The sequence below is a fragment of the Halobacteriovorax sp. CON-3 genome, assembly GCF_043196995.1.
Taxonomy (GTDB): Bacteria; Bdellovibrionota; Bacteriovoracia; order Bacteriovoracales; family Bacteriovoracaceae; genus Halobacteriovorax_A.
In genome coordinates this window covers 588165-613069 of sequence record NZ_JBEBNA010000001.1, presented here as the reverse complement: position 1 = coordinate 613069, position 24905 = coordinate 588165, and the positions used below count along the sequence as shown (strand labels likewise).

Sequence of the window (24905 nt, the reverse complement as noted above, 5' to 3'; positions counted from 1 at the left end):
CTAGCAAGGAGCGTTTGTATGATGACCTTGGAAGAGGTCGTTGCCCCTTACTCACACATAAGGCTGGCGACTAGAGAAGATAACGAAGGGATCTTAAATTTTTACAAAGATATTCATATGGAAACTGGAGATGAGGCATTGTCATTTGATCGTGGCAATGACTTCTTCAAGTTTTATGAGAGAAAGGGCAATCACTTTTGGACTTTCTTATTTCTAAATGAAGACTTAAGTATTTGTGGTGTTGGAACAATTGTAAGACACCTGCGCTACATTGACGGTGATTATCGTCCAGTGGCCTACTTTTGTGACCTACGAGTTTCACCTCAAGGTGGACGTCGAGCAAAGGTTCAATGGAGAAAGTGCTTTGCCGATGTTATCTCGGCCCTGCCTAAGCTTTCAGATGATCTTCGCTGTGAGATGGCCTATACTGCTATTCTCTCAGACAATGAAAAGGCCATTGCTTCTTTAACAAAAGGTGGCCGTGGTTATAACTATCGTTATATCAATAATTATCATGTATATTCCGTTGTGATTCCTGCTGTTTTTAATCCAACGTTTTATGATGTTAGAGAAATTCCTTTTTCTGATTTTAAAAAGTTTTATATCCAAGAGGCCCATGACCTCGATTTGATGGAAGAAATAGATGATACTGAAGGCAATGCTTACTATGGTGTTTTTGACGGTGGTAAACTCTTATCAATTTTTATGATTTCAAATCGTGACCTAGGCCGCTCATATAAATTATATAACTTAAAATTTGCAAAGAAGTTTTTAACTAATATTGTTGAAATGATGGGAAGACCAAAGGTCGATAACGGAATTCTAAAAACATTAGAGATCCAATATCTTTGTTTTCAGTCACAAATGAGTAATGACACAAAAAAGGATATTATTTCAGCAGTTATAAAATATCTAAAGGACTCTAAAATATTAAATCAATATCATATTTGTAATCTCTATACGGGGCAGGATGCAATTCATTTCTCTCCATTAATTGATGGGGTCGTTGTGGAGAATACAGGACATATGTTTGAAATTCACAGTGATGAGAACCAAGGACTGTGGCCTATGAGATCATTTCGTTTTGAAGGAAGTCTTCTGTGATCTGGCCCTTTAATATCATATCGAAGCGTTACTTCAGTCGTGACTGGGTTGGTGTTTGGTATGAGTTATTAAAGGAAAGGGGAGAAAACGATCAATGTGTTATTGGCAGGGCAAAGTGGCATGAGGGAAGTCTCTTGTCTCCAGAATACTTTGAGTACTCTCATTCTTTGATGGATGGAAGTGCTTCCATTCCATATTACCTTACTCAACTTGGCGCTAAAAGAGATCCGATCTATTCCAATTACAAGAAGAAGATCTCATTTTGGAAACATGTGAAACTTGCTTTGAAAGCGACGGATATTTCACCAGCTAAGGCCCCGCAGTGGAAAGAACGTAATGATATTAGACCTAAAGATAATTATGAATTTGAAATAGGGGTACTTAATCATGATGAGACAAAGGCCTTTAATAATTTTCTAAAGGAAAATAAGCTTTCTCAAAATGTTGTGCTCTTAGAACTTATTAATCTTCATGTTTTTTCTCTGATCAAAGATGAATGTCAAAATGAGCGCTACTCTTGGCTACTTCCTATTAATATTAGAGGAATCGTTAATAAGTCTAACCCTTATGAAAATCACACCTCTTTTGTTCAACTACGCCTTAATGCAAATTCTGACTATAAAGAAATAAGAAATAGCTTTTCTGAAAAAGTTAAAACTCTCAATCATATTGGACTCTGGTGGGTTCACCACATCGGTGTTTTATTTGGCAGAAATTATATGGCCAAACTTTCTAGAAATTCTGCAACAAAGAATTTCTGGCTTGGGACATTTTCTAATATCGGTGCTTGGAATGTTGAAGATGAAAGTTATAAGTCTCTTGGGAAAGATGAGGTGTGGTTTGCCACAACTCCAGGGTCAAAGAATTTTCCCGTTGGTATTGTTGCCATGGAGTTTAATGGACAACTAAGTCTTAGTATGAAAATTCATCCTTATATTGCAAAGGATAATAGAGGAGTGGCCAAGGCACTCCTCGATAAGATTATTGATGATATTAAATTTAATTACAGTTAAGAACTTGAACGGCCGGTGTTGAGCCTTGAAGCTCACTGGCAACATTGGCCGGAAGACAGTAAACGTGAGCATTCCACTTTAGACCTTCTAGGAAGTAGTCAACGCGACCTAGCTCATTATCATTATCAGTATTTTGCATAAATCGCTTAACATTTCCAACTCCTGCAGCATCTGCATCAGCAAGTGTTTCTTCTGGAAGTCCATATTGTCCATGAGCTAGACCAAAACCAACATAACCATCAGCACACATACTTTGCTGACATGCTACGATAGCAAGCTTTTCACGATCTTTCATGTGCCCAGTCAGAGGTTCAAAGTCTGAATCTGGAAGATTTTGAAGTTCACTTGAAACATAACGATTCGTATATGCAGAAACGTTAGCATAATTCTTTAGCTGACACTTATTGTTTTGCGGGTTGATATAACCAGTACAACAAAGGTTCGCATCATCTCCGGCCTGCATTTGTGTTCCTGCCGGCATACAACAAGCAAACTCATCACTTTCAAATACTGGCTTGAATTCATTTGCTTTTGATAGTGGCTCATAGTCGGCAGTGTCTGCAAGCATAAACCCATCAATACCATATTCCGCAGTTGCCGTGTCATCACGATAGATTGGTTTGCTACACTTATTATCACCCATATCAACAACACCTGAGATATGGTCTTTGATAACGATATTAGGAATACCTGTTAGCTCATAATATCCCAGCCACTTTGTGATATCTTCTCCAATTGCATCTGGTATATCCACAAGTGAACAGCTTGATGTATTTTGAGCTTGAGTGGCACTACAATTTTGTTTTGACTGATCAGCGTAGTTGTAACATTTAAAGTCTTCTAGTGAGTCTTGACCGTGAGCTTGCATTTTACTTGGCCCCCACTCATGTCCACCACCATTCACTTCTTTGTTAAAGCTTCGAACCCAGTTCTCGCTACAGCACATTTTCTTCCCATAAGTTGAAAGGGCCTTAAACTGAGAGTAGGCACTTGCCTCAGGTATCCCAGCATCCTTAGTTGCCATTGTCATTGTGTTGATACCATCAGTTTGTCTTTCATACTCTGTCAGAACATTTCCTGAGAAGCGTGTTGCAGTCTTTGCGCCAATTTCCGCACCGGGTACTCTTGTTAAATCAACACCGTCACTATTAGTGATCGTTGAATCATTTGAAATAGGTCTTCCAAAGATATCAAGAGTAGGGACTTTAAATGTATTTCCCATCTCTGTACAACAGCGATTATTTCTTATGTCATAGTCATCATCGCCAACACGTGCTGGTTGTGAACAAACCTGTTCTGTTTGCCAGAAAGATAGCTCATACTGACTTGTTGCCGTAATAAGATCATCGATTGAGACACCCTTTGTATTATCTGTCACAAATTTAGAGGCCGAGCAATCAAGGTCTGTAAAACATGTTGAACCTGGAGCTCTAAGGCATGCATTTACAGGAAGAGCTTGTGAATCAACATATGGTGCATCTTCATCTTCAAGGTCTTTTAGAAGTTCATTATTTGTAAGTCCTTCAAAAATTTCTAAGAAGTATGTACTCAGGTTTTGAGATCTTGATAGGAGTTGTAAATCTGATGTTCTTGTTGTCACATCATTTATTCGATCAAAGGCAATATAGTCACCAGTCGTATCAAAAGTAGGGCAACTTAGGAAAGTATTAAGGTTTACGTTATTTTGTAGGTCAGTAACAGTATTTCCCATATTACCAATGAAATCTGGAACAAGAACTGATTCACGATCCATCGAAACTACTACATCTTCTAAGTTTGCATCACGCCCTGGTAGGCAGAGGCCCTGAACATTATTTAGCAGTAAGTTCTTCTTTGCATTTGAATTAGGAGCTTCATTACCAATATAGCTAAATGGACGGCCAAGGGCCGGTGCTTCTAGTCCCACTGTTGAGACAAGATCCTCATCCGTATCAACCTGTCCATTTTGGAATGCTAGAGAAGTTGCTTTACGTGAAATTCTATTATTAAACTTATCATTATTGGCACCTTCAAGTGGCTGACAGTGATTGTTAAATGAACAACCATGTAGTCTCTTTGAACCAACTGTCGTGTAAGACTGAGAAGAGTTATTTACAGTGTTGTATTCTGGTAAACAAGCTGCTCCACGTCCTCGATAGACACATCTCTTTACGCCACCTGAAAAAGTTCCTGTTAGAGAAAGAAGGCGGTCAATATCGCTTTCTTGTGGGATCTCGTTTCCATTTACATCAAAATTTGGAAAAGGTGATGAGAGTGTCGAAATATTCTCACAAGCATAATCCCAACCTAGTGCAGAAACACATTCATTATCTGTGCTACAAGAGTGAATTTGCTGGCAAGTTGCTCCATCTGTTGCAAAATCCGTTGTAGGAATATTTGAACTTCCGTTAATAACTGAATCTTGTACTGTAACAGAATAACTATTCTCAACTGTTTGATCAGAGAATTTTGCATTAATGGCCAGAAAGAGCTTATTACTTGATGCCTTGATTCTTCTTTTTGAGCCAACTGCAAACCATTTAACACCATCAAATGATCCAATTACAGATCCGTAGTTGAATCCATACCAGTCGCGATCATAACCATTAGCAACCATAAAGTGCTGGGCCTTCATACGATTAAGTCTCTGATCCTGTTGGTCTTCGTAAGGTTGGTGAGTCCAAGCAAGCATCGTAGCAGGCACAAAGCAGGCACGTCCAAAGAGGAAGTCATCAGAACGATACTTTGTTGTCTTCTTTCTTGATGAAGTCGTTAGGTCAGGTTGGTAACCAGCTGGGCCATTTGTGAACTCGTTTGATAGATACTTTAGGCTTGAAGCGTAGTAATCATTTCCACAAGATGAACAACTTGAATAATTTCCACCTGAAACGAAGATATCATACGTTGTCCCTTCATTAACTGAAATCTCTTTCGCGGCTTTGGCCCCTGTACTTGTCAGATCAAAGCTTCCGTAGATTTCATTAAAGCCAACGTAATCATTTAAATTATTAGGTTTTGACTTATCTCCACTCGTATAAGCAAACGCTGTTCCTTCTTGAGCAAGATTTGGTTCAAGAATTACATCTGTTAATGTTAAGTCTTTCTTAGAGACACCATTACTATCAAAGTACCTCTGTGGAGCGGTTTTGGCCGAAAGGTAAAATGATTGCTGTAGGGGAGCTTCTGGTTGATTAGAAACTAAGTAACATTGGTAATTAACAACCACATCATTTGTGTCCCTAACTTCTTCAAGCGCACATTGTGATAATGAACACTTACAATATGTAGCGATCTCCTGTTGTGCAGCTTCCTTAGATGTCAGGATTGTTGGATATGTTGTTAAGTTAACATAGAAGATTATCTTAACTGTTTGTGAGTCTTGAACAATGTAGTTATTTCCAAAGACAACTTCATTAATTGCTCCTACAGAAAGAGTCCATGAAGTATTTTGTGTTCTTGTCACTTCATCGACTTCAACGACTAATTTATTGCTTAGGTTTGCATAATAAGGAATTTGAAAGCGTTGTGTTCCAGGGTAGTGGTCAGTGGCCATTCCTTCATTTTGTCCTTGCTTATAGACTTTATAACATTGGGCCTGGAAATTATTGATACGCTTACATGAAACATCAGTATAGGCATCAATCTCAAGGTTTTTGTACTTATTCGTTTCACTATATGGTGTCGTGATTTTTAGCTTAGTCGTATCTGTTAAGTTGTCATTTTCACCGGAGATGCTTACTGTTCCTGGAACAATGGGAGCACCTTCTTTATAGATAACACCATTTTGATAGCGCACTTCATGGATTGAGTTAGCAAAAGGTTTTGTTCCTTTATATGTAGTCGCAAAATTTGTGTCATCAATATTCGTTTCGTAATTTTCCTCTAGGTCTGTACGAGCACCTTCATAGATTGTTGTACAAATACCGCGTTCACCATCAAATGGAGTCGTACACTGAAAAAGTTGTTTCAAACGATTAAAGCGAATCGCTGCTTCTTCATCAGGAGTGTATTCATCATCAGGATCTGTTCCTGGAACTGAACCTGTTGTACAAATATTATAGTAGTTAGGATAGTTGTAGATTGCTGATGGATTCAGATCAATCTCATTTAAGATTGTGCTAGGGATATTTTCTGTCTTGGCAGACAAGTCTTGAACACATTGTCCGTTTAGACAGCAGTAGTCACTTCCATTACTTGTACATTGTGAGTCTTGTGAACAAAGATTTCCATTATCAGGAGTTCCGATATAAGTGAAGAACAACTTAAATGATAAACTATTTCCAAGTGCTGTTGTTAGGTCATCTCCTGCATTTGTTGTTAGAAGCAGAGAACCTGATGTTGTTGTGATATTTGAGCATGTTGGACAAATATCATCGATATCGTATTTTACTTTTGTTGAATTTAGGGCCTTAGCGACGATAAAAGATTGAACATCAAGGTTATCACAATAGCTTTGTGTGATAGATTTATCAATTGTGCGATAAGTGAATCTTAAGAAATATTCTTTTGAATTTTCTGAGACATTGATCGTGTACTGTGGAAATCCTACCGCAACAAGTGGAGTACCACTTTCAATACTAGGGAAGTTGACAACTGCACAGTATGTTTTATTGAGATTCTCTTTCACGTAATTGTGAATCCCACGACCTCTTAATGTAAGCTTGTCATCAAAGTAATTATCCATTTCAAATACAGAATCATAAACATTTCCTGCATATTGAATATAGGCCCTTGAGTCTTCGAAGCTTGGATCGTTGATCTCTGATTCCACACCATCATTGTCACTGCTAGATGTAGAGCGATTATTAGCTGCCTGAGGTACGCATGAACTTGCCATCATAAGCAATAGCGTAAACGTCAGAATGAATTTAAACTGTTCCGTGTATTTCTTCATTTACTATCCCAAATAGTTATCGTCTCAATCACGTAACTACTTAAGATTAATATAAAGTAAGGTTAAAATATGCCGCAGTAAAAACGAAGTAAAATGAGTTATTAGGTGGTTACGAGATAAACTGGCCCAAATGATTCCGATCTTTTGACTCAGATATTGGGCAACGGCCAATATTATTTACGTTGGCCACAATATTTGCCACTTTTGGTGTTCAACTTGCAAGTTGGTTTTTGGCCCAAGAAATGCTCTCTTGCCCTGTTAAGCACGTGTAAATATTTAAGTTACTCAGATAATTCAAGGCCCTAGAGGCCATTGCCTTTAATAAACTCTAGAAATCGCTATCCTATGATCTGTTCGAGGGTAGGATTATGAAAAGAGAAGAAAGAAAAGACGACGGGTCAATCTGGAGTTCATACTCAGATATGTTTACAACCGTTGCAGTTGTATTCCTAGTAATGTTCGTATTTGCCATGATTAAAGTTGGTGTTAAATCACTTCAGCAAGCGCAGGAGAAGAAGAAGCACGAGCAACAGCTTGAAGGAATGGTGTCCAAAGAGCAAAAAATCAAAGAAATGAAGGCCAAGAATGAGATTGAGCAATCAATCACTGAGGTTACTGATTATAAGAACGTGATTAACCAGAAAATGGTCGAGCTTTCTAAGTTTGTTGAGAAACTTGAAAAGAATAAGAAGATCATGGAAGAGATGGTTGAGAACCAAACAAAGAAAGAATCAATTGTTGAAAAAGTTGGACAACAACTTGATAAAGAAAAGTATAAGTCTAAAAAGATCTCTCGTGAAAATTCAGAATTAAAGAAAGAAATCAACGAAAAAGCTAAAGAGATGAAGAAGCGTCTTGAAGAGATTCGTAAGAATCAAGATGACCTACGTTCTAAAGAGGCCCAGCTTGATAAGCTTTCACGTATGATGGAGAGACAAAAGAAAGAAGAACAAGAACTTCAAAAGAAAATTCAACAAATCGTAAAAGAGATGAAGCAAAAATCTCAAGAGAACGATAAACTTTCTAAGAATCTTGAGCAAACAAAAGAGAAGATTAAAGAGCAAGAACAAGAGCAGAAGAGAATTAAAACTGTTCTTGAATTCAAAGAAAAATCACTAATAGATCTTGAAGAACAAATTAAAGAACGTGACTCTATGCTTGCTAAGGCACAGGATAAGAATAATATTCTTTATTCTAAAGTTGGTGAACTTGATAAGAAAAAGAAACAAGTTGAAGAGCAGAAGAAAAAAATTCAAGAAACTCTCTCAAGTGTTGAACAAGTAAAAACTCAGCAAGAAAAGAAACTTAAAGAGCTAGAGCAGGAAATTACGAAACAAACACAAGATATCAAAAAGATTACTCAGGTTAAAACTAAGCTTGAGACAAAGCTAGAAGTAGAGCAAAAGAAAGTTCAGGAGCAACAGGCCGAAAACAAGCTTGTTAATAATGAAATTGTGAAGGTTAGATCAAAACTTGCTAACACTCTTCAAAAAGTAACTGAAGACACAAAGAAAATTCAAGAGCTTCAACAAGTAAAGCGTAAGAATGAAGAACTCATCGCCAAGGCAAATCGTGAGATAAAAGGGCGTATTATTGCTCAAGAAAAGCTTGAAAAAGAGATTGTTGAACAGAAAAAGGCCCAAGAGCAAGAAGTTCAAAAACTTAATCAAGATCACACACTTAAAGTTGATAATCTAAATAAGAAGTATGCCAATATCATCTCAACAAAAGAGCATGAGATTAAGACGCTAAATGCTGACCATCAAAATAAGGTGGCCGACCTAACAAAAACTTATGAAAAACAAAAACAGCAACAAAAAGCTGGATATGAAAAACAAGTTGCAGACATGAATAAGAAGTTCCAGACGGAACTTGATACAAAAGATAAGCAACTTGCTGGGCAAAAGAAAGATTCACAAGAAACTATTGCTCGTCTTAACTCAGAACACCAAAAGAAAGTATCTGATCTAACGAAAACTTATGAGAAGCAGCAACAAAATACGAAAATGGGTTATGAAACTCAAATCGCTGATCTTAATAAGAAGTATCAAGGTGAACTTGATGTTAAGGAAAAACAACTTGCTGGTCAGAAAAAGCAGTCTCAAGAAACAATTGCCAAACTTAACTCTGATCATGCTAAGAAAGTCGATACTCTTACTAAGAGTTATGAAAAGAAACAAAAAGACACGCAAATGGGTTATGAAACTCAGATTGCAAATCTTAGTAAGAAGCACCAGTCGGAGCTTACATCTAAGCAACAACAATTAGACGGCCAAATTAAGCAGTCTAAGGATACGATTGCAAAACTTAATGCTGATCACGCCAAAAAAGTGGATACGATCACTAAGTCTTACGAGAAGAAACAACAAGACACGAAAATGGGTTATGAGACTCAAATCGCCAATCTTAATAAGAAGTTTCAGTCTGAGCTTACTTCAAAGGACCAACAACTTGCTGGTCAGAAAAAGCAGTCTCAAGAAACAATCGCTAAGATGAATGCAGATCACGCAAAGAAAGTTGCGGATCTAACAAAGTCATATGAGAAAAAAGAAAAAGATACGAAGATGGGTTATGAGACTCAAATCGCTAATCTTAATAAGAAGCACCAGTCTGAGCTTGATACAAAGGAAGCTCAACTAGCAGGTACTATTAAAAAGTCACAAGAAACAATTGCAAAGCTAAACTCTGATCACGCTAAGAAAGTTGATGACTTAACAAAGTCTCATCAAAAACAGCAACAAAATACAAAAATGGGTTATGAGTCGAAGATTGCAAATCTTAATAAGAAACACCAAGCAGAGCTTGATACAAAAGATGCTCAACTAGCAGGTACTATTAAGAAATCACAAGAAACAATTGCAAAGCTTAACTCTGATCACGCTAAGAAGATTACTGATCTAGAAAAAATGCATAAGAAATCAGAAGCAAAACAAAAAGCAGGCTATGAATCAAAAATTGCTGACTTAAATAAGAAGTACCAATCAGAACTTGATACAAAAGAAAAGCAGTTAGCTGGTGTAAAAAAAGATGCACAGTCGCAAATTGCAAAATTAAACTCTGATCACAAACGTGAGCTTACAGATTTAACAAAGCAGTATGAAAAGAATAAGGCCGATCAAAAAATGGCCTATGATAACCAAATTAAAGATCTAAAGGGGAAACATGCTCAGGCCATGGATTCTCTTACTGCACAAAAAGATTCTCAAATTAAAAAATTAAATGCTGATGTTACCGCTCGTGATGGAAAAATCGCAGGTCTAAATGATGATGTGAAAGGGCTTAAGTCTAATCTTGCACGTTCACAACAAAGTAATCAAGGCCTTAAAGGTGATATCAAAAACCTTCAATCAAAACTTGCCCAGGGAGACGCTAAGAATAAAGGTCTTGCAGGTGAAGTTGATCGTCTTAAGGCGATGGTTGGAAAACTTGAAGGTGATAAGAAGTCTCTAATGGCACAAAACGGTGGACTTAAGGATGCTCTCGGGCAAGCTGAAGGAAAGCTTAAAGGAATGTCAGAAGAAAATGGTGGACTTAAAAAAGCTCTAGGACAGGCGCAAGGAAAGCTTGCTGGTATGTCTGAAGAAAATGGCGGCCTTAAGAAGGCGCTTGGCGAGGCCAAGGGAAAACTTAAAGGAATGTCAGAAGAGAATGGTGGACTTAAGAAAGCACTTGGCCAGGTCCAAGGAAAGCTTGCTGGTATGTCTGAAGAAAATGGAGGGCTTAAGAAAGCTCTAGGTCAGGCAAAAGGTAAGATGAAAGGCATGGGTGAAGAAATCGGTGGACTTAAGAAGGCGCTTGGACAAGCTAAAGGCAAGATGGCCGGTATGGGGAAAGAGATCGGTGGCCTAAAAGAAGCTCTTGGACAGGCCAAAGGCAAGATGGCCGGTATGGGGAAAGAGATCGGTGGACTTAAAGACGCTCTTGGAAAAGCTAAGGGTGAGCTAGCTGGTCTTGGTAAAGAAAATGGTGGACTTAAAGAAGCTCTAGGGCAAGCAAAAGGTAAGCTTGCTGGTATGGGTAAAGAAATAGGCGGTCTAAAAGAGGCCCTTGGACAGGCCAAAGGTAAGATGGCCGGAATGGGTAAAGAGATCGGTGGACTTAAAGATGCTCTAGGAAAAGCAAAGGGTGAACTTGCTGGTCTTGGTAAAGAGAACGGTGGACTTAAAGAAGCACTTGGACAGGCCAAAGGTAAACTTGCCGGAATGGGTAAAGAGATCGGTGGACTTAAAGATGCTCTAGGAAAAGCTAAAGGTGAACTTGCTGGTCTTGGTAAAGAAAATGGTGGACTTAAAGAAGCCCTTGGACAGGCCAAAGGTAAACTTGCCGGAATGGGCAAAGAAATCGGTGGACTAAAAGATGCTCTTGGAAAAGCAAAGGGTGAGCTTGCTGGTCTTGGTAAAGAGAACGGTGGACTTAAAGAAGCTCTTGGAAAGGCCAAAGGTAAACTTGCCGGAATGGGCAAAGAAATCGGTGGACTAAAAGAAGCTCTTGGAAAAGCAAAGGGTGAGCTTGCTGGTCTTGGTAAAGAGAACGGTGGACTTAAAGAAGCTCTTGGTAAGGCAGAAGGTAAACTTGCTGGTCTTGGAAAAGAGAACGGTGGACTTAAAGAGGCCCTTGGTAAAGCAAAAGGTGAGCTTGCTGGACTTAATAACGAAAATAATGAATTAAAAGGGAAGGTTGCAGGACTTGGTAAAGAGGTAAGTGACCTACAAAATGCCCTTGCTAATAAGAATGATGAGAATGGTAATCTTGGCCGTAAAATCGCATCTCTTGGTGAAGACCTAAATGCTTGTGAGACAGGATCAAGTGCCTTGAATCAGAAAGTTACAGAACTTGGTAATGGACTAGATGGTGCGAATAAGAAGCTTAACTCTTGTCTTGCTGAAGTTAATGATAAGAAAGATTTCATGAAACAAGTTAAGAAGATTGCGAAAAAAGTTGAAGATCAGAAGAAGAACTTACGTGCAAATATTGCGAGAAACCTTGCTGACAAATTTAGAAGTAATAATATCGATGCAGCGGTTGATCCAAAAACAGGTAACGTAACACTTCTAATGGATAAGAACTTACTATTTGAAACAGGTTCTTCAAGACTAAGTAGACACGCTAAGAAGAAGCTTAAGTCGCTTATTCCATTGTACTCTGAAGTTTTATTTGCTGATGATACAGTAAGAGAGCAACTTGATAGCTTCAATGTTGAAGGTCACGCCTCTCCACTATTTGGTGGTAAGGCACTTGATCCAATGATGGCAGAAGCTTACTCGTATAACTATAACTTAAACCTATCGTCACGTCGTGCCTTAGCTATTTCAAACTATATTTATAGCGATGGTATGAATTATCCATATAAGTTCTATATGAGAAATGTGACGAAGTCGATTGGTTATGGTTTCTCAAGACCGATTCCTCTTGAGACAGTAATCGAGAGACAACGTGAATCGATTGCAGCTGAACTAATTGAACCAAAAGGGTTTATTGTTGAAGAAAGAAAGCCTGCTAGTTTTGCAGTACCACTTGCAAACGAAGACATGAAGTGTGGTGACTATAGTTGTTCACAGTCACAACGTGTTGAGCTGAGCTTTACATTAAAAGATGATCCAAAAGCGATGGAGAGGTTACTGCAACTGTCTCCAAAAGTGAAATAGAATACCAATAGTCGAGGATTGGTAGACCTAACAAAGAGGTACGTATGATTGAGATTGTTTTAGGGTTTTTCGGTACATATCTTATCGAATTTATGATGGGGCTTTTAGTATGCGCCCTTGTATTCCGCTACTTAGCATATCGTCACAGTAAGGATGATGATGCTTACTACTCTCGTTTTACACGTGAACTAGATGCGGCCATCGATGATGACAAGCAAAAGAATATACCAATCGATGATATCGATTCTTATATGTCTAATCTTTTAGGACGTGTAAATGCGGCCCTACCAGATAATGCTCTTCGTTTCAGCAATAATGCCAATATTCAAAATCGTCATTATGACGGTAAAGAGGTCATGCAACAGCAACAAAGAGAGATCGATAAAGAAATCGATAACTCAGAGGGCTCAAGTATTTCTCTGAATCAGTATATCGGTTCTAAACATGGTCTTATTGCTTCAATTCACGGGGAGAGTTCGGTATTTAAATCAACTGTTCCTCCAAACTATACAGAGCTTACTGATCGTATCATGAGTGATGATAGAAACTGGACTAAACTTTATGGTCATATTCCTATTGATGGTGCGTCTCGTATGATCGATATTCTTCCAAACCTATTTATTGTATTTGGGGTTTTCGGAACGTTCATTGGTATTGCCATGGCCCTTCCAGAGATTGCGGCCATTGACTTTAATAATATTGAAAAATCTTCAGATAACCTTACTCGTTTCGTTATCAACGTTGCCTTCTCGATGAAGACATCGATTGCGGGGATTTTCTTCTCTCTAATTTTAACTTTCCTAAACACTCTTTTCCCTCTGCCGGAAAAGCGTTACAAAATTTTTAAGAAAGTTGAAACTTCTATGCAAAACCTTTGGTATCACCTTCAACGAGGTAATGCTAAGGAGCAGAGTACAATGCAAGGTGTACTTAAAGTTCTTCAAAGTATCGAAAGATTCATGCGTGAAGATGCTCCAATTAAAAAGGTGGACCCTGATAAGAAGAATGTTGCTTAATTAAGTAATTACTTAAAGCTGACTTTAAATCTGGAGAAGAGAGATGAGTGTTTTATCAATCGTTAAAGGTTGTCCGCTATTTTTTGACCTTTACGACAATGAAATTATGACTATATGTGAGCGCTGTAAGGTGCTCACGCTAAAGCCTGGTGACTATGTTTTCAAACACGGTGACATTGGTGAGGAATTATTTCTCATCCTTAACGGCTCTGCCAAAGTTTTCAATGCTAGTGATAAAGAAATCGCTCGTTGTAAGAAAGGAGACCTCTTTGGAGAGATGGTACTTCTAAAAGAGAACGTTCGCTACGGAACCGTTCAATCAGATAATTATACAGATGTTCTCGTCATGAACTACTCGGACATATTCGGCCTGTACAAAACCAATCCTCGAATCTTTTCACTCTTGATACTCAATCTATCAAGGTTACTGGCCGGACGTTTACAGGGCGCAGGTAAACGAATTTCAACCCTAATCATGGAAATGGAAGAAATTAAGAAAGCTGCCTAAAGCTAGCGCTGAGATGGGGGGAGGGGCAGTTCACTGAGCTGCCCCCCTTTTTGGTACGCGCCACCTTTTCGAGATTTTAATCACTTAGTCTCCAATTTCTTCTATACTTAAGCCTAAATTTTCTATCTCGTTGCTTTTCATTAGTATTCATTATGGAATGAAGTCTTTTGTATTAGTAATCTTAATTCTTGTGAGTTCTCTGAGGAAGATTTCTCCTTTTTGTTAGATAACTTTCTAGAATCTCGAAAAGGTGGCGCGTACCATGTTTCGTAATCGAATTAAAAAATAAAATGATGTCGTTTTTATTTATTTGTCATGTCAGATACGACAGAACGTCTGAATGCCTAGACCTAAATTAATTAGACAAAATGAGTTTCCTTATCACGTAACTTCTCGAACTAATAATAAAGTTCCTTTTCCACTACCAATGTATCATGTTTGGGATTTAGCTAAGCAGGCATTAGCTTATGCTCGGAAAAATGTTAATGTTGAAATAAATTGTTTCGTTTTAATGAATAATCATTATCACTTACTCATTACAACTCCTAATGAGAATCTTGATAGGTTTATGATGTATTTTAATCTCAAACTCTCAAAACTAATCAGTCAAAATGCTAGAGTAATAAATCATAAATTCAGTAATCGCTATAAGTGGACAATTGTGTCCAATCAGGACTATTTACAAAATGTATATCGTTATATTTATCAAAATCCTCTAAGAGTAAATATTGTAGAAAGATGCATTGATTATCCATATAGTTCTCTACACTTCACAAGCTTTGAAGCTCGCTTGTTAAACTATAGGCCACATTTTAAGTATGCAGATGAGGTGTCTTTTTATGAACGAAGATTTTCAAGTAACTTAACTAATATAATTAGCACTTCTTTAAAAAGGAGTGTTTTTAAAATCCCTCTTAGTGTAAGTACTCATGATCGCAAGATGTTGAAATCCTGAAAAGGTGGCGCGTACCTTAAAGCCTTAAAGGTCGCGTACCTTCGCAAGAAGTAAGATCAAGCCTTGTTGGCAAAATTTATTCTTTAAACGCATACGATCTCCGCGAAACTCGTATCTTTGTGCCGATACACCTTCACTTGTGGCAACACCGATGCAAACAGTACCAACTGGTTTGCCAGGAGTCGCACCACCTGGACCCGCAATTCCAGTATAAGAAATGGCAATATCAACACCTAGGGCCTTGCGAGAACCAGCGGCCATCTCAGTTGCTGTTTCAATGCTAACGGCGCCATGGTTCTTGAGTGTTTCTTCTTTGACGTGAATAATATTTTCTTTCACGGAGTTGGCATAACTGACGACTCCTCCAAGAAAGACTGAAGATGAGCCTGGGACATTTGTTATTGTTGAGCTGGCAAGTCCGCCTGTACAGCTTTCTGCAAAGCCAATTGTCAGCTCTTTTGCCTTTGCTTCTTCAACAATGACTTCTTCGATTGAGCGAAGGCCATATGTCCAAATATTATTTTTAATTTCTGTGGCCTCAATAATGTCACGGATCTTTTGTCGTGAGTCTTCATTTTGATGCTCTGGTTTTAGATTTATTGTAATGTCCACACCTGAGATAATTGGGAGGGAGCTTACCTTGCCAAATTGTTCGAGGTCTTCCCAAAGGTTAGGGCAAAGTTTAAAGAAGATTGTTTCTTCTGGGATACTGTGAGTGCGGCAAACAAAGAGTTCATGAGAGCTTTCTGCTCGGTCCTTAAGCATTGGAACAATGCTATCTCGAATCATGGTTTGGCATTCGCGTGGTACACCTGGGGTACAAAAGATTTCACAGCTTCCAAGTTTTGCATGAATTCCTGGAGCGAGTCCTGAAGGATTATAAATGGGAGAGGTATCTTTTGGGAGTAAGTGGTAATTACTTGATTCGCGTGAAAATGTTCTGCCAAAAGCTTCATATTGTCTTATGGCGACCTTTTCTGCCTCGAGGTTCTCAACAAGTTCAACTCCTAGTGCATTTGCAACAATGGATTTTGTTAAGTCATCTTTTGTTGGCCCTAGCCCTCCTGTAATGATAAGAAAGTCATTTTCAGTGGCCTGTTTTTTAATTTCCTGAGTTACTTGATCAAATTTGTCTCCTAGGACTGTGCACTTTTTGAAGTCAAATCCAAGGGGAGCGATCTCTTTTGCAAGTATTTGCAAGTTAAGATCATTAATTTTTGCATTTAGCAGCTCGTCACCAATGATTATTTGGGAAATTTTGGCCATGTTAATCCTTTAATTTGGGCAAGATAGGTTATAATATACGCTGATTATTTTATCACATAACTTTATCATATAGAGAAAGAAAGAGTACGAATGAGTAAAATTACGAATTTTAAATTAGACTACGATCAAGACCTAGAGTTTTACCTAAATAAAAACTTTCCAGGTTTTGCTGATTATCGAATCCATAATAAGGCACTTGATGCTCGTGGTGCAAATCGCGGAAAGAAGCCTATCTATAATTATAAAGTAGAAATTATTTATCCAGGAGAAGAGTTTTCGGCCTACCGTGAACAATTTAATTTTCTTGATAATTTTTCGCAAACACCAATTATTATTGGTGCAGGCCCTGCGGGTCTATTTTGCGCTCTACGCTTAGCTGAGTATGGAATCAAGTCAGTGATTATTGAAAGGGGAGATCGTGCTCATAATCGTATGAAGCATATCGCTCGCTTTTGGCGCTATAATGAATTTGATGATGATAATAACGTATGCTTTGGTGAAGGTGGCGCTGGACTGTTTTCTGATGGAAAGTTGATTACGCGTATTAAGTCACCTTACGTTCAATACGTAATGAATCGTTTTGTTGACTTTGGTGCACCTCCTGAGACGGCCTACGTTTCTAACCCACACTTAGGTTCGAATAAGATTCGTGGACTGATTAAAAAAATCACGGATCACTTAAAAGACAAGGGTTGTGAGATTCACTATAACGTAAAAGTTGATGAAGTTATTTTTGAAGAAGATAAGAAAGTCGCAGGTGTAAAGCTTAGTGACGGAAGAATTCTGGAGAGTAATAATGTTGTTCTAGCAACAGGGCACTCGGCAAAAGAAATTTACTATCATTTGAAAGATAAAGAAGTTGCTATGGAAGCAAAAGACTTTGCTGTAGGTGTACGTATTGAGCACCGTCGTACGCAAGTCGACTTCCTTCAGTATGGGCGTTTTGTACAAGAAAATCTTGGTGCCGCACGCTACAAGCTTACTTATCATAATAAAAATGTTGATAAAGGAACATACTCATTCTGTATGTGTCCTGGTGGTTACGTTCTCTCATCTGGAACAGATGCGGATGGTATTGTTGTAAACGGAATGAGTAACTTTGCTAGAAACTCACCGTGGTCGAACTCGGCACTTGTTGTCTCTGTAAACGCAGGCAAAGACTTTGGCCTTGACGATGTTTTAAATGGCCACTACTTTCAACGCGATATTGAAAAGAAGGCCTATGAGGCTTCTGTTGCAAATGCTACAGGAAAAGAGATTCCTTCTCAAAGAGTTCAAGACTTTCTTGATGGACGAGTTTCAAAAGATCTTCCAAAGACATCTTGTCCTTCAGGGATTTTCTCTCATAACTTAACAACGATCTTACCTGAATTTATTGCACAAGGTTTACGTGAAGGTTTAGAGTCTTTTGATAAGAAAATGAAGGGCTTTGTTAATAATGATGCTCTTTTATTAGCGCCTGAAACTCGTACTTCTGCACCTGTGACAATTAAAAGAAGTCGCGCAACATTTGAGTCTGATTCTCACAAAGGCCTATATCCTTGTGGAGAAGGTGCGGGCTATGCAGGTGGAATTACATCTGCTGCTGTTGATGGTGTTAAAGTTGCCATGGCCATGATTCGTAAAGAAAAAAATATCTAAAGAAAATACTCTGCAACTGCAAATAATCCATTTTGAATAACTAAGAAGTGAACAGAATGATTAGTTGGGTTGTAGAGAATTTTTCTCTGTGATGAATAACAACTAACCTGTGCATCCCAGCTTAATTCAGTCTCGATATCATCTGTAAAATTATACTGCCAAAGCTTATTACTTGAACAATAGTAGTAATACTCTTTCGAATTATGGCGTACGTGAGTGAAGCCGTTAGTCGTTCTTGGTAGCATTGTGTAATCAACAATATTTCCATCGCCACCTTTTACCATAACTCGCGCAGAGCCTGTCTGCTTAAACATCCAGCCTAGTGTTGAGTCGTAGTGTGCATTAACCATTCCGCCGTAAGTTGGTACTCGAGTTGTTGCTAGAGGTGTTCCGGCACTATAGAAACTTCCTCTTTCTGTATCTGGCATCCCCGCAAAGTGGGACTGACGGTAGCTATCATTCATATCATATAGTTTAATAAATGCATCTGAAGTCGTTGATCCATTATAACGTGACTTGTGAAGCATAAGCTCACCATTTGCCACCCCTAGAATTTGCTCGTTATACCAGTCAAATTTAATATCTGTTCCGACTAGTCCATCGGATGCAGCATCAAAGTACCAAGTGGCACCACTTCCAATAACACGTGTATTCGTTAATGTCGTTCTGCTGTAGCGATTTACACCTGAACCAACATCATCAAAAATATCTCCTGTTGTTCGATCAACTGAGAAGCTATAGGATCTCGCTGAGTAACCACCAACAATAGTTTCGATGGTTCCACCAATTGTAAATTCTCTGTATGTTCCTGAAACGTAATCTCCGACAACGATTGTGTTGTCTAGGCCGTTATCTTTACCCCAATCAATTTGCCAAGAGGCCGAGATACGAGCAGATAGTGCACTTTCTCCATCTCCTGAAGAAGAGAATTGTCCAGCTAGAGTTACGACATTACCACTATCATCTAATGTTCTAATAAGGCCGTGGTCATTAAAATAGATTTTACCTTGTTGGTTTACAAAATAACCTTGAAGATCAATAGGGCATGACGTTGCCGCAGTCCCATCTGCACATGGCGTACTTGAAGTCGAGTCTGTACCTAGAACTCTTGTGTACGTATTAGTGACATGGTCATAGTGCATAAGGTTTCTGCCGTGATTATAATCAAAGTAGATCTTACCATCTAATCCTGTTTTATATATTGAACGATAACCTGTGTAGATATCATAAGGAGCAATAGCATTATAAGTTGTTGTCGGTGTTCCTGATGCATAGTCTAGTCTAGCGACACGGTAATGAGTATTTCCTGTGACAGGCTTATGAACAGATACATGCATATGCTCAAGCGTTGAGTTTACCGCATTATAGGCGATGGCCATATTTGTAACACTTCTTCCAGACCAACTATAAGTGTCTTCATTGTAGATACCGACACCATCGATTTGAATACGATTGACTATATTCTCGCTTGCATCAAAGTGAAACCAATTGCGATCAGTATTACTTGAAGTACTTCTAAAGTAGAGGTCGCCGTTTGGTAGAGGAATAAGCGTACCTTGAAAGCGGTGAAAGCTTGCAATGTCGATTGCACTTGGTGCGAAACTTGTTCCTGGATTAGAGCTCGAACCTCCACCGACTAGAGTCGATATTTGCCAAGGAGTCGTATTCATATCAATACGTCTAATACTTCCCTTATCGACAATAAGAAGCCCATTGTTGTAGTCAAGGGTAATGGCACTTGCAAAGCCAATTGTGGCATTTTCAATTGATCCGCCATCTCCACTTGGTGTACCTGTTGTTGGTAATAATTCTTTAATAATTCCTGTGGCAGGATCTACCCATAAGAGACCAGCATCTAGGTCACGATAGAATATATCTCCACGATCAGTGACTACCGTTGAGAATAGGTCAATTTCATATGTTGAATTTCCATCTTTGAAAATAACTGAACGTCCACTTCCGCCTATTCCTTTTTCAGTACTTCCTGCAATAATTCTAAAGTTAGATTCATTAAGAGGGGCCGAAGTCATAAAGGTTTCACTTCCGTCGCTATCAAGTGCCACAACTCTGATCTTATAAACAGCATTAGTAGGTGAAAGTGCTGTTAGTTTGATACAGCCTGTTTCTTGGGCAGAAATCGTACAACCGCTTCCTTGAATATTGGCAACACTATCCATTAGAAGCTCATATTTCTCTTCTGTGCCATCCATATAAGAATAGTAAATACTAATTGGATTGGTTGCTAGTCCCTCATTATCAATGGCCTTCCATTTAACGTAGATATCACTGTTTTGAGGGGCCTGAAGTTGTGCAAGCGTGGCCGGTGAGCTTGGTGTATTTGTATTCGTTGCACTAATATTAAAAATTTCAGGAGGTGTTCCTGGCATATAATTAATCGATTCTTTATCAACTCCAGCTACTTGAGTATTTGTCGAAATATTCCCAGCAGCATCGGCGGCCCATGCATAAACACTATAGCTATTAGTGACAAAACCAATTCTTACATAGAGATTGTCTGCACTTGTGATTGTTAAATTCTTCGTTCTTTTTGCCTCTGGAAGTGTTGTGAAGCATTCATCATTAATACTTGAAGGCGCTGTTGTATCATCATACTTGAGACAAATATACGTAATATCTGAAGCAGAGTCCGCTGCAGTCAGATCAACTTGAACATTATTATTTCCAGTTGTTGTTGCACCACCATTTAATGAGATTGAAGAAATTGTCGGTGCTGTTCCATCAATGACAAAAGTCTTCTGCACCGTCGTGCTATGTCCTGCTGCATCTGTAAAGCTTACTTCAAAGACGGCATTATTAACTTCACTTCCTAGCGTGATATCAGTGGAGTAGTTCTTTGAAATATTCTCACTTGTAACAGCTGCTACTGCCGTTAGGTTTTGCCAGGAGCTTCCATCAAAGAATCTTAAAGCGAAATCATTTGCACCAGCATCAATATGTTTCTCTGTTAGTGTCCACGAAAATGTCTTTGTTGTGCTTTGCCCATATGATGTAAATGTATCGTGAGCAAGTTGTGGCGCTGTCGAATCGATCCAGAATGTATTCGATTCAACTGTGTTAGTATTTCCAGCAAGGTCACTAAGTGAGATCCTAACTTTTGCGTCTTCAATATCTAATGCTGGTACTGTCCATGCTTGTGTAAAAGTCGTATTTGATAATGGGCCAACACTTGCATTTAGTGATGAAGTGATATTTACCCAAGCACTCCCATTCCAATAGTCAATTGTATGTGTTTGAGCAGCTGAAATATTATCTTCCGTAATATCCCATGAAAGTGTAACTCCATTTGATCCTGCTTGATTAGCAACGGTGGCAATCGAGATTGTAGGGGCTATCGTATCATAGTAAACAGAGATATCTGTTGATGTTAGCGATACGTTACCATTTACATCCTTAGACCATGCCTTAAGAGTATGGAGTCCTTGATTTGTATTGGCCAAGGTATATGTAATGGCCGATGCTGTTGTTGAACAAGACTGCCAAGAGCTATCTGCAGGAGTAGGTTGAGTACCTTCATTAATTAGGACAAAGCTTATGTCACTACATGAACTAACTGTAAGATTAGTATTCGTTGAATTCGTATAAAGAGCAGAGCTAAGTGCAATAGTCGGTGGTGCTGAAGGAGTCTTGTCTGCTACTGTAATTGTCACAGTCGCTGAGCTAAGGGCATCTGTTGTTGTGTCATTGGCAATAAATGAGAATGTATCAACACCATTGAAGTTTATATTTGAAGTATAAGTACAAGTAAGATCTGTGCCGTAACTTCCTGTTGTAATACAATTTGTAAGAGACCCGTTTGTTGGCATCGATGTTATTTTATAAGCTAAGCTATCTCCATCAACATCTGTTGCATTTGATAGAGTAATACTTAGTGGAGTGTTGTCATCTGTTGAGAAACTTTGATCCAATGCCATCACTGGAGCATCATTAATTGCTGTCACATCTATTGTTACAGTTGCTGTATTTGAGTCTAAGCTTGCATCACTCGTTTTATAAGTGAATGTATCTTGGCCATTGAAATTAGCATTTGGCGTATAAGTACAGGCCCTTGAATTTCCCTCGTCACAGACAAGAGTACCGCTAGAAGTTGTCGAAACGATAGTGTAAGTCAGAGCATCGTTTTCAATATCTGAAGCTGCATTTAAGTCAAAGCTTACTGAATTGTCTTCTGTTGTAAAAACACTTTGTGTTGCTGTTAGGACAGGAGCGTCGTTTACAGCGGCAATATTAATTGTAACAGTTGCCTGTGTAGGAGAGTCCGCTAACGTGTCATTAGCTCGATATGTAAATGAATCAGTCCCATTAAAATTTAAATTCGGTGTGTAGTCACAAGTAACGTCAGTTGAGTAGCTTCCACTTGTAATACAATTTGATAGTGTCCCATTCGTAGGAGCTGTAATAAGCTTGTACTGAAGTGTTTGTGCCGGTACATCAATATCAGTCGCACTATTAAGTGTGAAACTTACAAGAGTGTCTTCATTTGTTGATTCACTTTGGTCACTACCAATTAGAGGCGCATCGTTTTCTGATGAGATTGTGATTGTTGCTGTTGCAGTATTTGAATCAAGACTTCCATCATTAACTTTATATGTAAAAGTATCAACTCCGTTGAAATTTGCTGAAGGCATATACTGACAATCTCTTGAAGTACCGCCCGTACAAGTTAAAACACCATTAGAAGTCGTTGATACGATAATATAGTTTAGAGTATCGGCCTCAATATCACTTCCTGTATTTAGTGTGAAAGCAAGAAGTGTATCTTCTGCTGTTGTTAGTGTCTGAGTTGAAGAAAGTATCGGAGCATCATTTACGGCCGTTGTATTTATTGTAACTGTTGCCTGGCCAATTGAGTCGTATTGGCCATCGTTAACAATATAGGTAAATGTGTCTGAACCGTTATGGTCTGCATTAGGTGTGTAAGTACAACTTAGATCCGAAGTATAACCACCTGTTGTAAAACAATTTGATAACGTTCCATTTAAAGGTGGCGTGATTAACTTATAGCTTAATTCAGCACTAGTATTGTCTATGTCTGATGAATCAGTAAGAGTGAAGTTTAAAACATTGTCTTCTGTTGCAACAAAAGTCTCATTTGCTGCGATTGTTGGCCTATCATTCACGTTTGCAACATTAATATTAACGATCGCAATATTTGAATCCAGCTCTGAGTCGTTTGCCTTATATGTAAAGCTATCGCTACCTGTGAAATTGAGGTTAGGTGTATACGTACAAGCTGTTGTGCCAGCGCTACAAGTCAGAGTTCCATTCGTCGGTTGTGTTTCAATTGAATAAGTTAATGAGAATGAATCTGGGTCTACTCCTTGTGTTAAACTAAAATCTAAATTTGAGTCTTCCGTAGCACTAATTGTTTGTGGAGTGGCCAAAGTAGGAGCGTCATTCACTTGATTAATATCGATTTCATAGCTTTTTTCGTGGAAAGGAAAATTTGTATCGACACGATCATTCCCACTTTGCTTCTTTCCTACCTTAAGTGTGATCGTTGCCTTTGGAAGAGTATTAGATGGAGGAGTGTAGTTCCAAGCATTGCCTGTTCCCGTTGAGACACCATCAACAAACCATTCATAGGCAACTTGGTAAGTTGAGTCCCAGTGATCTGCAAGTGCAGAATACGAAGCCGATACCCCTTCATCCATAAAGGTTGCTGTTAGAATTGTTTTAATCTTAGGTTTTGAGCTTTTTAGGACTTCAAGGTTTTCACCATCTGTTAGCTCGTTAAAAGTGTTTTGTATCTCGTTATCACTTTCAATTTGTGTATAGGCATCCTCAAGATTTGTCAGATTTTCATCAAGAGTTTTTGATAGGGCCTCTTCTGCTTCCTCTAATTTCTTAGTGAAGCTTGCATCTGTTGAGTAATCAATACTAGTTGAAGGTAATTGGGCAAGTATTGTTGAAGCTGCTGTAATATTCTGGTTCTTATAGAAACTTGTGACGATTTTTTCAAGTTCGATATCGCAACCTAGAAGCTTGATCTTGTAGCGTGCTGGTGCTGTTAGGTCTAAATCAAGGTCATTAATATTAAATTCAAATTGAGTGGACGTTGCAATCGTCTCAAGATCAATCGGATTGTCTTCGAGAATTGACATCGTAACCGTATCAAAGATTGCAACCTTTGGATCAGGACAAGTCGTCGCTGCATACGCGCTGAACTGGCGTGAGAAAAAATTTGTATGCGTAATCACTCCATTAAGTGGGGGAACTAAACCCTGTAGCCTTGGTGTCGGAGGGATATATGGATCAGACGATGAAGATGAAGATGAAGATGAAGATGAGCTCTTTGAGCTTGATGATGTATTTGATTCTTCCTGTGATTGTACTGTTGGTTGGTAATAAAAGCTTGGGCCCGAAGACCCGGATGATCCTGACGCCCCCGCTATTTTCTTATCTTCACTCTTGTTGCTTTCTGTTGGCGAGTAGCTAGAAGAGGCCATATCACGATTATTTGAATAAGCAGGAGTTGCGTTACTTGTTTCTGTATAACTACTTTCACCTGAGCTAATTTCTCCTGTCGAGACAACAGAATCATTCTGATAATTATTATTAAGATATGCCGGTGACGAGTTGACGTTTTCTCCCGAATCTTTAGTTGGAGTCGTCTTCTTTGCAATGAATCTTTTCTTTACTGAACTTATTGAATTTGCTGAATTGGAAGCTGGTTTACGTTTTTGATTGTTTTCGTCATCGACAACAATTTGATTTATTGAGTTTGTGGTGTTTGAAGCAACTAGACTATCGTCATTCGAATTTCTATTCGTCAATAGTAGGGCCAGCGTGAGTATGACGAGGGCCGATATTGCCTTTAATTTCAAACTTGTTCCTATCCTGTTTACGTACCACTAATAATCGTC

Annotated in this window: 10 protein-coding genes; 7 read left to right on the top strand and 3 right to left on the bottom strand. The window is 38.6% G+C overall.

Translation table 11 applies throughout. From position 1 onward, the window contains the following. Positions 1-18 precede the first annotated feature (18 nt). Positions 19-1104 (top strand): hypothetical protein, encoded by a 1086-nt coding sequence (locus ABMA72_RS02795; RefSeq protein WP_392855847.1) that lies wholly within the window; start codon positions 19-21, stop codon positions 1102-1104. Beyond that, the gene (locus ABMA72_RS02790; protein WP_392855844.1) at positions 1101-2117 is read left to right on the top strand and encodes a hypothetical protein; all 1017 of its coding nucleotides are present in this window, start codon (positions 1101-1103) and stop codon (positions 2115-2117) included. The genes ABMA72_RS02795 and ABMA72_RS02790 overlap by 4 nt, the downstream gene beginning before the upstream one ends. Here the strand turns inward: ABMA72_RS02790 and ABMA72_RS02785 are convergent. After that, positions 2104-6990 (bottom strand): hypothetical protein, encoded by a 4887-nt coding sequence (locus tag ABMA72_RS02785; RefSeq protein WP_393055987.1) that lies wholly within the window; start codon positions 6988-6990, stop codon positions 2104-2106. The genes ABMA72_RS02790 and ABMA72_RS02785 overlap by 14 nt on opposite strands. Positions 6991-7358: 368 nt before the next feature. Between ABMA72_RS02785 and ABMA72_RS02780 the strand changes: the two genes are divergently transcribed. The 4 genes from ABMA72_RS02780 (at position 7359) to ABMA72_RS02765 (ending at position 15114) form a co-directional block, all read left to right on the top strand. Then, complete coding sequence (locus ABMA72_RS02780; RefSeq protein WP_393055984.1) at positions 7359-12635, top strand: hypothetical protein; 5277 nt, start codon at positions 7359-7361, stop codon at positions 12633-12635. Between the two features lie 44 nt (positions 12636-12679). Beyond that, positions 12680-13651, top strand: coding sequence for a hypothetical protein (locus tag ABMA72_RS02775; RefSeq protein ID WP_392855837.1), 972 nt, complete (start codon positions 12680-12682; stop codon positions 13649-13651). A gap of 43 nt (positions 13652-13694) precedes the next feature. Then, a complete protein-coding gene (locus tag ABMA72_RS02770) occupies positions 13695-14159 on the top strand; it encodes a cyclic nucleotide-binding domain-containing protein (RefSeq protein WP_392855835.1) in 465 nt (154 codons plus the stop codon). 340 nt (positions 14160-14499) lie between these two features. Then, a complete protein-coding gene (locus ABMA72_RS02765; RefSeq protein ID WP_392855833.1) occupies positions 14500-15114 on the top strand; it encodes a transposase in 615 nt (204 codons plus the stop codon). A gap of 24 nt (positions 15115-15138) precedes the next feature. Here the strand turns inward: ABMA72_RS02765 and ABMA72_RS02760 are convergent, their stop codons facing one another. Next, positions 15139-16380 carry a CinA family nicotinamide mononucleotide deamidase-related protein gene (locus ABMA72_RS02760; RefSeq protein ID WP_393055981.1) on the bottom strand — a complete coding sequence of 414 codons (1242 nt, stop codon included), beginning with the start codon at positions 16378-16380 and terminating at the stop codon, positions 15139-15141. Positions 16381-16470: 90 nt separating this feature from the next. On the opposite strand from ABMA72_RS02760, the gene ABMA72_RS02755 reads away from it, so the two are divergent. Then, positions 16471-18021: an NAD(P)/FAD-dependent oxidoreductase gene (locus tag ABMA72_RS02755; protein WP_393055978.1), complete on the top strand. Its 1551-nt coding sequence runs from the start codon at positions 16471-16473 to the stop codon at positions 18019-18021. Here the strand turns inward: ABMA72_RS02755 and ABMA72_RS02750 are convergent. Next, positions 18018-24866: a tandem-95 repeat protein gene (locus ABMA72_RS02750; protein WP_393055975.1), complete on the bottom strand. Its 6849-nt coding sequence runs from the start codon at positions 24864-24866 to the stop codon at positions 18018-18020. The genes ABMA72_RS02755 and ABMA72_RS02750 overlap by 4 nt on opposite strands. Positions 24867-24905: the final 39 nt, after the last annotated feature.